At 73.1% G+C, this 10,228-nt stretch carries 10 protein-coding genes; 1 reads left to right on the top strand and 9 read right to left on the bottom strand.

The window, feature by feature from the left end; all coding sequences use genetic code 11:
* Positions 1-37 precede the first annotated feature (37 nt).
* The 8 genes from argH to ACFWEJ_RS22825 are packed head-to-tail and all read right to left on the bottom strand — an operon-like array spanning position 38 to position 8,774.
* Complete coding sequence (gene argH / locus ACFWEJ_RS22860; RefSeq protein ID WP_377231480.1) at positions 38-1,516, bottom strand: argininosuccinate lyase; 1,479 nt, start codon at positions 1,514-1,516, stop codon at positions 38-40.
* A complete protein-coding gene (locus tag ACFWEJ_RS22855) occupies positions 1,513-2,760 on the bottom strand; it encodes an argininosuccinate synthase (protein WP_377231479.1) in 1,248 nt (415 codons plus the stop codon). Before ACFWEJ_RS22855 ends, argH begins: the two co-directional genes overlap by 4 nt.
* 52 nt (positions 2,761-2,812) lie before the next feature.
* Positions 2,813-3,331: an arginine repressor gene (locus ACFWEJ_RS22850; protein WP_285101642.1), complete on the bottom strand. Its 519-nt coding sequence runs from the start codon at positions 3,329-3,331 to the stop codon at positions 2,813-2,815.
* Positions 3,331-4,260, bottom strand: coding sequence for an ornithine carbamoyltransferase (gene argF, locus ACFWEJ_RS22845; RefSeq protein WP_377231478.1), 930 nt, complete (start codon positions 4,258-4,260; stop codon positions 3,331-3,333). The genes ACFWEJ_RS22850 and argF overlap by 1 nt, the downstream gene beginning before the upstream one ends.
* On the bottom strand, positions 4,257-5,555 hold the full coding sequence (locus ACFWEJ_RS22840; RefSeq protein WP_377231477.1) for an acetylornithine transaminase: 1,299 nt from the start codon (positions 5,553-5,555) through the stop codon (positions 4,257-4,259). The genes argF and ACFWEJ_RS22840 overlap by 4 nt, the downstream gene beginning before the upstream one ends.
* Entirely contained in the window at positions 5,552-6,502 is a 951-nt protein-coding gene (gene argB, locus ACFWEJ_RS22835) for an acetylglutamate kinase (RefSeq protein WP_377231476.1), read from the bottom strand. The genes ACFWEJ_RS22840 and argB overlap by 4 nt, the downstream gene beginning before the upstream one ends.
* On the bottom strand, positions 6,499-7,680 hold the full coding sequence (gene argJ / locus ACFWEJ_RS22830; RefSeq protein WP_377231475.1) for a bifunctional glutamate N-acetyltransferase/amino-acid acetyltransferase ArgJ: 1,182 nt from the start codon (positions 7,678-7,680) through the stop codon (positions 6,499-6,501). The genes argB and argJ overlap by 4 nt, the downstream gene beginning before the upstream one ends.
* Entirely contained in the window at positions 7,677-8,774 is a 1,098-nt protein-coding gene (locus tag ACFWEJ_RS22825; protein WP_377231474.1) for an N-acetyl-gamma-glutamyl-phosphate reductase, read from the bottom strand. Before ACFWEJ_RS22825 ends, argJ begins: the two co-directional genes overlap by 4 nt.
* 116 nt (positions 8,775-8,890) lie before the next feature.
* On the opposite strand from ACFWEJ_RS22825, the gene ACFWEJ_RS22820 reads away from it, so the two are divergent.
* Positions 8,891-9,874, top strand: coding sequence for a quinone oxidoreductase family protein (locus ACFWEJ_RS22820; RefSeq protein ID WP_377231473.1), 984 nt, complete (start codon positions 8,891-8,893; stop codon positions 9,872-9,874).
* Positions 9,875-10,042: 168 nt separating this feature from the next.
* Here ACFWEJ_RS22820 and ACFWEJ_RS22815 read toward each other — a convergent pair.
* Positions 10,043-10,228, bottom strand: a 186-nt coding sequence (locus ACFWEJ_RS22815) for a hypothetical protein (protein ID WP_377231472.1), incomplete at its 5' end; no start/stop codon positions are given.

The raw sequence follows: 10,228 nt of genomic DNA, 5'->3' as shown, positions 1-10,228 counted from the left end.
GGGTAGACGCCGCGCGGTCGCGCGAGCCAGCCGCCCGTCAGGACTCCGGCTGGGCCCAGAAGCGGAACTCCGTGGAGCGCTCCTTGGCGGCCTCGATCTGCTCCGCGACCCTCGCCGGGGCGGTACCGCCCACGTTGTCGCGCGAGGCGAGCGAGCCCTCGACCGACAGCACGGAGCGCACCTCGGGCGTGAGGTGCTCCGAGATCTTGGCCAGGTCCTCGTCGGACAGGTCCCACAGCTCGATGCCGCGCGCCTCGCACTCCTGCACGCAGGAGCCGGCCACCTCGTGCGCCACCCGGAACGGGACGCCCTGCTTGACGAGCCACTCGGCGATGTCGGTCGCGAGCGAGAAGCCCTGCGGCGCGAGCTCGGCCATGCGGTCGGTGTCGAACACCATGGTGCGCACCATGCCCGTGAACGCGGGCAGCACCGCCGTGAGCGTCGCCACCTGGTCGAACACCGGCTCCTTGTCCTCCTGCAGGTCGCGGTTGTACGCGAGCGGCAGGCCCTTGAGCGTGGTGAGCAGGCCGGTGAGGTCACCGATCACGCGCCCGGCCTTGCCGCGCGCGAGCTCGGCGATGTCCGGGTTCTTCTTCTGCGGCATGATCGACGAGCCCGTGGAGTACGCGTCGTCGAGGCGGACGAACCCGAACTCCTTGGTGTTCCAGAGGATGACCTCCTCCGCGATCCGGGACAGGTCCACCGCGATCATCGCGGCGACGAACGCGAACTCGGCCGCCACGTCGCGCGAGGCCGTGCCGTCGATCGAGTTCTCGACCGGCCCGCCCTCCAGACCCAGGTCGGCGGCCACGGCCGCCGGGTCCAGGCCCAGCGAGGAGCCCGCGAGCGCACCCGAGCCGTAGGGCGACTTCGAGGCGCGCACGTCCCAGTCGAGGAACCGGTCGACGTCGCGCAGCAGCGGCCACGCGTGCGCCAGCAGGTGGTGCGCCAGCAGGACCGGCTGGGCGTGCTGCAGGTGGGTGCGCCCCGGCATGGGGGCGTCCCCGGCGGCGGCCGCCTGGACGATGAGCTCGTCCACGAGGTCGAGCACCTGCGTGCCCACGGTGCGGGCCTGGTCGCGCAGGTACAGCCGCACCAGCGTGGCGATCTGGTCGTTGCGGGACCGGCCGGCGCGCAGCTTGCCGCCCAGCTCGTCGCCGGCGCGCTCCAGCAGGCCGCGCTCCAGCGCGGTGTGCACGTCCTCGTCGTCGAGCACCGGCATGAAGGCGCCCGAGACGACGTCCTGCTCCAGCACGTCGAGGGCGTCGATCATGCGCGCGAGCTCAGGCTCGGTGAGCAGGCCGGCGGTCGCCAGGGCGCGGGCGTGCGCCCGCGACCCGGCGATGTCGTACTGCGCGAGCCGCCAGTCGAAGTGCGTCGACTGCGACAGCGCGGACAGCTCCGGCGACGGCCCGCCGGCGAACCGGCCGCCCCAAAGGGCGACCTTCGGGCCGGTGTGCCCGCCGACGGTCCGCGAGGTCGCGTGCTCGACGTCCTTGCCGTCGTGCTCGCTCACAGCGCGCCTGCCGTCAGGTTCGCCTTGGCGCCGAGGTCCACGCCGTTGCCGAACTTCTCGTCGCGCGCGGCGGCGAGCTTGGCCGTGAGGCCGTAGATCTCGATGAAGCCGCGGGCCTGCGACTGGTCGAACGCGTCGCCCTCGTCGTAGGTGGCGAGGTTGAAGTCGTACAGCGACTGCTCCGAGCGGCGCCCGGTCACGGTGGCCCGGCCGCCGTGCAGCACCATGCGGATGTCGCCCGAGACGTACTTCTGGGTGTCGTCGACGAAGACGTCCAGCGACTTCTTCAGCGGCGAGAACCACATGCCGTCGTAGACGAGCTCGCTCCAGCGCTGCTCGACCTGGCGCTTGAACCGGGCCTGCTCGCGCTCGAGCGTGACGTTCTCCAGCTCCTGGTGGGCAGCGATCAGCGCGATCGCACCCGGAGCCTCGTAGATCTCGCGGGACTTGATGCCCACGAGCCGGTCCTCGACGATGTCGATGCGGCCGACGCCCTGGGCGCCCGCGCGGCGGTTCATCTCCTGGATGGCCTGCAGCGGGGTGACGGGCACGCCGTCGATCGCCACGGGGATGCCCTGCTCGAACGTGAGGATGACCTCGTCGGCGACCGGCGGGAACGTCGGGTCGTCGGTGTAGGAGTAGACGTCCTTGGTGGGCTCGTTCCAGATGTCCTCGAGGAAGCCCGTCTCGACGGCGCGGCCCCACACGTTCTGGTCGATCGAGAACGGGTTCTTCTTGGTGGTCGCGATCGGCAGGTCGTGCTTCTCCGCGTAGTCGATGGCCTTCTCGCGGGTCAGCGCGAGGTCACGCACCGGCGCGATCGACTTGAGGTCGGGCGCGAGCGACGTGGTGGCCACCTCGAACCGGACCTGGTCGTTGCCCTTGCCGGTGCAGCCGTGGGCGACGGTCGAGGCACCGAACTCGCGGGCGGCGCGCACCATGTGCTTGACGATCACGGGGCGCGAGATGGCGGAGACCAGCGGGTAGCGGTCGAGGTACATGCCGTTCGCCCGCAGCGCGGGCATGCAGTACTCGGCGGCGAACTCGTCGCGCGCGTCGGCGACGTACGCCTCGACGGCGCCGCAGTCCAGCGCGCGCTGGCGGATGACGTTCATGTCCTCGCCGCCCTGGCCGACGTCGACGGCCACGGCGACCACCTCGGCCCCGGTGGCCTCGGCGATCCAGCCGATGGCGACGGAGGTGTCCAGGCCGCCCGAGTAGGCGAGCACGACGCGTTCAGTCATGATTGACGTTCTCTTTCCGGTGGTGGTGTTCAGGTGCAATTCTTGTGGGTTCTCAGGCGCTGAGCGCGAGGAAGCGGCCCGCGAGTGCGGCGCCGTCGGCGTCGCGCGCGATCACGAGGATCGTGTCGTCCCCCGCGATGGTCCCCAGCATCCCGGGGAAGACGGAGTGGTCGATGGCCGAGGCCAGCAGGTTGGCCGCCCCTGGCGGGGTGCGGAGCACCACGAGGTTGCCCGACGACTCGGCCGAGACCAGCAGCTCCTTGGCGAGCCGGGCCAGCCGTGCGGACAGGTACTCCTCGCTCGCGTCGGACTGCGCGCTGCGGTCCCCGCCCTCGCCCGGCACCGCGTAGACGAGCGTGCCGTCCGAGCCGCGCACCTTCTCGGCCTGCAGCTCGATCAGGTCCCGCGACAGCGTTCCCTGCGTGACGCTCACGCCGTCGGCCGCCAGCGCGTCGGCCAGTTCGGCCTGCGAGTGGATCGCGTTGCGCGTGACGATCGCGGTGATCCGGGCGTGCCGGGCCGCCTTCGTGGTCGCGGTGGTCGCCGTCGTCGCCGGCTGCCGGGTGACCATCAGCCCTGCTCCAGCAGCCAGGCCAGCAGCGCCTTCTGCGCGTGCAGGCGGTTCTCGGCCTCGTCGAAGACCACGGACTGCGGCCCGTCGATGACGTCGGCGGTGATCTCCTTGCCGCGGTAGGCCGGCAGGCAGTGCAGCACGAGCGCGTCCGGCGCGGCGGCCGCGAGCAGCTCCGCGTTGACCTGGTAGTCCCAGAACGGCTTGGACCGCGCCTCGGCCTCGGCCTCGTCGCCCATCGACACCCAGGTGTCGGTGGCCACGACGTCCGCCCCGGCCACGGCCTCCTTGGCCGACGTCGTCACGGTCACCGAGCCGCCCGTCGTCGCGGCGATCTCGGTCGCCCGGGCGACCATCGCGGCGTCGGGCAGGTAGCCCTCCGGGCCCGCGATCCGCACGTGCAGGCCGGCCGTGGCACAGCCCAGCAGGTAGGAGTTCCCCATGTTGTTCGCGGCGTCGCCCACGTAGGCGAACGTGGTGCCGGGCAGGCTGTCCAGCCCCCGGTGCTGCGCCACCGTGAGCAGGTCGGCGAGGATCTGGCAGGGGTGGAAGTCGTCGGTGAGGGCGTTGACCACGGGCACGCGCGAGACGGACGCCATCTCCTCGATGCGGTCCTGCCCGAACGTGCGCCACGCGATGGCCGAGACCTGCCGGTCGAGCACGCGCGTGGTGTCCGCGACGGACTCGCGCACGCCGATCTGGGCGAGCCGGCCGTCCACGACGAGCGGGAACCCGCCGAGCTCGGCGATCCCGGCCGCGAACGACACCTGGGTGCGCAGCGTCGGCTTGTCGGTGATGAACGCGACGGCCTTCGGGCCCTCCAGCGGACGCTTCGCGTACCGGTCGGCGCGCAGGGCGAGGCCGAGCTCCAGGACGGCCTTCTGCTCGGCGGGCGTCAGGTCGTCGTCGCGCAGGAAGTGGCGGGTCATGCGGGGTCCTCCGGGGTCTGGACGTGCTCGGAGAGCGAGGCGAAGAAGCGGGCGGCCTCCGTGGCCTGCTCCGCGGTCAGGATCAGGGGCGGGGCGAGCCGGATCGCGTCCGGCGCCACCGCGTTGACGATGAGTCCGGCCTCCAGGGCGGCGGTGGCCACCTGCGGCGCCACCGGCTCGTTGAGCACGACGGCGAGCAGCAGCCCGCGGCCGCGGACCTCCTTGACGAGCGGGCTGCCGCACATCTCGATCTCCTGGCGCAGCAGCGCCCCGACCTCGCGCACGTTGCTCAGCAGGCCGTCGCGCTCGATCACGCCGAGCGTCGCGAGCGCCGCAGCCGAGGCCACGGGGTTGCCGCCGAACGTGCTGCCGTGCTGGCCGCGGCCGAGCAGGCGCGCGGCGTCGCCGTACGCGATCACCGCGCCGACGGGGAAGCCGCCGCCGAGGCCCTTGGCGACCGTCACGACGTCGGGCACGATGCCGCCGCCGATCTCCGGCTGCTGGTAGGCGAACCACGAGCCGCACCGGCCGACGCCCGTCTGGACCTCGTCGAGCACGAGCAGCGCGCCGTGCGCCCGGGTCAGGCGGCGGGCGGCCGCGAGGTAGCCGGGCGGCAGGGGCCGCACGCCGGCCTCGCCCTGCACGGGCTCGACCACCAGGGCCGCGACCTCGCCGTGCTCGGCGACGGACTGCGGCGTGAACGCGGCCTCCAGGGCGGCGAGGTCGCCGAACGGCAGGTGCTCGACGCCGCCCGGGAGCGGCTCGAACGGCTCGCGGTACGCGGCCTTCGCGGTCAGCGCGAGCGCGCCCATCGACCGGCCGTGGAAGCCGCCCTCCAGGGCGAGCACGCGCGTGCGCGTGCCCACGCCGGACGACGTCGCGACCCGGCGCGTCATCTTGAACGCCGCCTCGACCGCCTCGGTGCCCGAGTTGGTGAGGAACACGCGCGAGCCCTCCGGCGCCTCGGCCACGCGCAGCAGCGTCTCGGCGAGCGCGATCTGGGCGGGCGTGCCGAAGAAGTTGGAGACGTGCCCGAGCGTGCCGAGCTGGGCGCTGATCGCGGCCGTCAGCGTCGGGTGGGCGTGGCCCAGCGCGTTCACCGCGATGCCCGCGAGCAGGTCGAGGTAGCGCTTGCCGTCGGCGTCCCACACGTAGGCGCCCTCGCCGCGCACCAGCACGCGCTGCGGCGGGCCGAACGTGTCCATCACCGCGCCCGAGTACCGCTGGGTCCACGCGGCGACGGAGCCGTCAGCCGTCAGGGCCGCGCTCTCGTCGGCCGGGATCACCGTGCTCATGCGTCCGTTCCTTCCTGGGCCTCGAAGGCCTCGGCGTCCTCCGCCGGTGCAGGCCCCGCGACCACCATCGTGCCGTTGCCCCGCGTGGTGAAGACCTCCAGCAGCGCGCTGTGCGGCTGCCGTCCGTCGATGACCGTCGCGGCACCCACGCCGCCCTCGACGGCGCGCAGGCATGCCTCCATCTTGGGCACCATCCCGGCCTGGAGGGTGGGCAGCAGCTCGGCCAGCTCGGGCGCCGTGATCCGCTCGACGAGCGAGCCCTTGTCGGGCCAGCTCGTGTACAGGCCCTCGACGTCGGTCAGCACGATGAGCTTCTTGGCGCCCAGCGCCACCGCGAGCGCGGAGGCCGCGGTGTCCGCGTTGACGTTGAGCACCTGGGTGGGGTCGTCCTTGTCGGGGGCGATCGTGGAGACGACGGGGATGCGCCCGGCCTCCAGCAGGTCCTCGACGGCGCGCGGGTCCACCTGGACGACGTCGCCCACGAGGCCGATGTCGACGGGCACGCCCTCGACGATCGCGTGCCGGCGCTGGGCGCCGAGCAGGCCGCCGTCCTCCCCCGACAGGCCGACGGCGACGGGGCCGTGGGCGTTGATCAGGCCCACGAGCTCCCGGCTGACCTGGCCCGTGAGGACCATGCGCACGATCTCCATGGCCTCCGGCGTGGTGACGCGCAGGCCGCCCTTGAACTCCGACTCGATGCCGAGCCGGTCGAGCATGGCGTTGATCTGCGGTCCCCCGCCGTGCACGACGACGGGCCGCAGCCCCACCTGCCGCAGGAACACCATGTCCTGCGCGAAGGCGGCCTTGAGCTCGGCGTCGATCATGGCGTTGCCGCCGTACTTGACCACGACGAGCGCGCCGGAGAACTCCTGCAGCCAGGGCAGGGCCTCGATGAGCACCTCGGCCTTCTGGTCGGGCCGCAGCCCGTTCACGATGTCGCTGCTCATGTGCTGTACGCGCTGTTCTCGTGGACGTAGTCGTGCGTGAGGTCGTTGGTCCACAGCGTGATCTCGGCGTCGCCGGCGTGCAGGTCGATGGTGAACGTGACCTCGCGGGCTGCCGCCATGTCGACCTTCTCCGGCGACTCATAGGCACCGCCGGCCTTGCAGACCAGGACGCCGTTGACGCTCACGTCGAGCTCGGCCGGGTCGAACGGCGCGACGTCCTCGGGGACGGTGCCGACCTGGGACAGGATGCGGCCCCAGTTCGGGTCGTTGCCGAACACGGCGGCCTTGACCAGGTTGGACCGGCTCACGGCGCGGGCCACGGCCAGCGCGGCGTCCTCGGTGGTCGCGTTCGTGACGGTGATGGCGATGTCGTGCGACGCGCCCTCGGCGTCGGCGATGAGCTGCCGGGCCAGGTCCGCGCAGATCTCCGTGACGGCGGCGGTGAGCGCTTCGGTCCCCGGAGTGACGCCGGAGGCGCCGGAGGCCATGAGCACCACGGTGTCCGAGGTGGACATGGCGCCGTCCGAGTCGACGCGGTCGAAGGTGACGCGCGTGGCGGCCCGCAGGGCGGCGTCCGCGATCTCGGCGGGGACGACGGCGTCCGTGGTCACCACGCACAGCATCGTCGCCAGGGCGGGGGCGAGCATCCCCGCGCCCTTGGCCATGCCGCCCACGGTGAAGGTGCCCGACGGCGTCTCGACGGTGCGCACCGCCGTCTTGGCCACGGTGTCGGTGGTCATGATGGCGGTGGCGGCGGCCTTGCCGGCCGCGTCGTCGGCCGCGAGCGCGCCGACCGCGACGGGGACGCCCGCGAGCAGCTTGTCCGCGGCGAGCCGCACGCCGATCAGGCCGGTGGAGGCCACCAGCACGTCGATCGCGCCGATGCCGAGCTCGCCGGCGACCTTCTCCGCGGTGGCGTGCGCGTCCTGGAACCCGCCCGGTCCGGTGCACACGTTGGCCCCGCCGGAGTTGAGCACGACGGCGCGCGCGGCGCCGTCCTTCACGGCCTGGCGCGACCACATGACCGGCGCGCCGACCACGCGGTTGCTCGTGAACACCGCAGCGGCGGCGAACTCGGGGCCGTCGTTGACGACCAGTGCCAGGTCCGGCCTGCCGGAGGCCTTCAGGCCCGCCGTGACCCCGGCGGCGCGGAACCCTTGCGGGGAGGTCACCGTCATGGTGCGACTCCTTCGGTGATGAGGCCGGCGGTCTCCCGCAGGCCGAGGGCGAGGTTCATGGACTGGACCGCGGCGCCCGCGGTCCCCTTGACCAGGTTGTCGATGGCCGTGACCGTGACGACCCGGCGCGCGGCCGCGTCGACGGCGACCTGGACGAGGGCCGTGTTGGCGCCGAGCGTCATCGCCGTGCTCGGCCACTGCCCCTCGGGCAGCAGGTGCACGAACGGCTCGTCGACGTAGGCGGCCTCCCAGGCGGCGCGGACCTGCTCCGGGTCGGCGCCCTTGGCCAGCCGGGCGGTGGCGGTCGCGAGGATGCCGCGCGCCATCGGCACGAGGGTGGGCGTGAAGCTGATGCCGACCTCGGGCGCGCCGGCCGCCCACAGGTTCTGCTGGATCTCCGGGATGTGCCGGTGCGTGCCACCCACGCCGTACGGCTGGGCCGAACCGAGGGCCTCGCTCGCCAGGAGGTGCGGCTTGAGCGCCTTGCCCGCGCCCGAGTAGCCGTTGGCCAGCACGGCGACGATGTCGGTGGCCTCGACCACGCCCGCGGCGACACCGGGCTGCAGGCCCAGCGTCACCGCCGTCACGTTGCAGCCGGGCACGGCGATGCGGCGCGCGCCGGGCAGCTTGTCGCGCTGGCGGGGGGCGGTGCTCAGGTCTTCGGCGGTCGTTTCGGCGCCCGGCGTCTCGGCGTGGATCAGCTCGGGCATGCCGTACGGCCAGGTCCCCGCGTGCGTCGAGCCGTAGAACTGCTCCCAGTCGCTCGCCGACTCCAGCCGGTGGTCGGCGCCCAGGTCGATGATCAGGACGTCGTCGGGGAGCTGGGCAGCGACCTGGCCCGACGCGCCGTGCGGCAGGCCGAGCACCACGACGTCGTGGCCGGCGAGCGTGTCGGGCGTGGTGGGCTCCAGGATGCGGTGCGCGAGGCCGCGCAGGTGCGGCTGGACCTCGCCGAGGCTCGAACCGGCGCTCGCGTGCGCGGTGAGGGTGCCGATCTCGACGAAGGGGTGGGCCGCGAGGAGACGCAGGACCTCTCCGCCCGCGTAGCCGGAAGCGCCCGCGACGGCGACTCGGATGAGCTGGCTGCTGGACATATTCGGTAGTGTACATAGTTATGCAGCGGGGGCGAAACCTGTTCCGGACCGCGGACAGGGGACCCGCCGTCGGGCCCCGCCGTCGGGCCCCGCCGGACGCGACGTAGGCTCGGCCCATGCGTGCAGTCGTAGCCCGTGAGGCGGGCGGCCCCGAGGTCCTGTCGTACACCGAGCTCCCCGACCCGGAACCCGGACCGGGGCAGCTCCTGCTCCGCGTCGCCGCGGCCGGCGTCAACTTCATCGACACCTACAAGCGCGCCGGCGTGTACCCGATGCAGTACCCGCACGTCGTCGGCGCCGAGGGCGCGGGCACCGTCGAGGCGCTGGGCGAGGGCGTCACCGGCTTCGCCGTCGGCGACCGGGTGGCCTGGCACGACGGGCCGGGCTCGTACGCGGAGCTGGTCGCCGTCGACGCCTCCGGCGTCGTGCACGTGCCCGCCGGGCTCGACCTGACCACCGCCGCCGCACTCCCCCTGCAGGGGATCACCGCGCACTACCTCGTGCGGTCCACGTTCGAGGTGCAGCCCGGGCACGACGTGCTGCTGCACGCGGGCGCGGGCGGCGTCGGGCTGCTGGCCACCCAGCTCGCCGTCGCGCGCGGCGGCCGGGTCGTGACCACGGTCTCGACGCCGGAGAAGGCGGCACTGTCCGCCGCCGCCGGCGCGGCGCACACCATCGACTACGCCGCGATGGCCGACATCACCGCCGAGCTGCCCGCGGTCGTGCGCGAGCTGACCGACGGCCAAGGCATGCACGTGGTGTACGACGGCGTGGGCCGGACCACCTTCGAGGCGTCGCTGGCCTCGCTGCGCCCGCGCGGGATGCTCGTGCTGTTCGGCGGGTCGTCGGGCCAGGTGCCGCCGTTCGACCCGCAGCGGCTCAACCGGGGCGGCTCGCTGTACCTCACCCGGCCGACGATCGCGCACTACGCCCTCACGCGCGCGGAGCTGGAGTGGCGCACGTCGGAGGTGCTGTCGTCCGCGGCGTCGGGCGACCTGGACGTCCGCATCGGGGCGACGTACCCGCTCGCCGACGCCGGCGAGGCGCACCAGGCGCTGGAGTCCCGCGCGACAACGGGCAAGGTCCTGCTGACCCCCTGACCCCCTCCCTCCCTCGTTGAGTGCTGGGTACTTGTGGGTTCGAGGCGGTTGGCTCAACAAATACCCAGCACTCAGCGGGCTGGGGCGGTGCGCGGTGCGGTCGGCAGCATGCGGTGCTGTCGCCTGCCGCGAGATCGATCGGTTGACTGGGCCTTGCCGGCCCTGGGATCAGTCGCCTGCATCGACATCGGTCGGTTGCATCGAGACCGGTCCATCGATGGACCGCTCTCGATGCAGCCGACCGATCTCATGGGGCGGCCGCAGTCGGCAGTACGCAGCGCGACCAACAACGCACAGCCCGGTCGGCAGTTTGTGGTGCGGTCGGCAGTTTGCCTTGAGGTCGGCACAGGCCTG

The organism is Promicromonospora sp. NPDC060204, from assembly GCF_042728455.1.
Taxonomy (GTDB): Bacteria; Actinomycetota; Actinomycetes; order Actinomycetales; family Cellulomonadaceae; genus Promicromonospora.
The sequence above is the reverse complement of the archived record's forward strand: the minus strand, read 5'-3'. Positions and strand labels throughout refer to the sequence as shown.

What these genes read in the sequence shown, in the direction of transcription:
- ACFWEJ_RS22850 (WP_285101642.1), bottom strand. Translation starts at nt 3,331, where the DNA reads ATGGTCACCCGGCAGCCGGCGACGACGGCGACCACCGCGACCACGAAG.
- argJ (WP_377231475.1), bottom strand. Translation starts at nt 7,680, where the DNA reads ATGACGGTGACCTCCCCGCAAGGGTTCCGCGCCGCCGGGGTCACGGCG.
- ACFWEJ_RS22855 (WP_377231479.1), bottom strand. Translation starts at nt 2,760, where the DNA reads ATGACTGAACGCGTCGTGCTCGCCTACTCGGGCGGCCTGGACACCTCC.
- argB (WP_377231476.1), bottom strand. Translation starts at nt 6,502, where the DNA reads ATGAGCAGCGACATCGTGAACGGGCTGCGGCCCGACCAGAAGGCCGAG.
- ACFWEJ_RS22820 (WP_377231473.1), top strand. Translation starts at nt 8,891, where the DNA reads ATGCGTGCAGTCGTAGCCCGTGAGGCGGGCGGCCCCGAGGTCCTGTCG.
- ACFWEJ_RS22840 (WP_377231477.1), bottom strand. Translation starts at nt 5,555, where the DNA reads ATGAGCACGGTGATCCCGGCCGACGAGAGCGCGGCCCTGACGGCTGAC.
- argF (WP_377231478.1), bottom strand. Translation starts at nt 4,260, where the DNA reads ATGACCCGCCACTTCCTGCGCGACGACGACCTGACGCCCGCCGAGCAG.
- ACFWEJ_RS22825 (WP_377231474.1), bottom strand. Translation starts at nt 8,774, where the DNA reads ATGTCCAGCAGCCAGCTCATCCGAGTCGCCGTCGCGGGCGCTTCCGGC.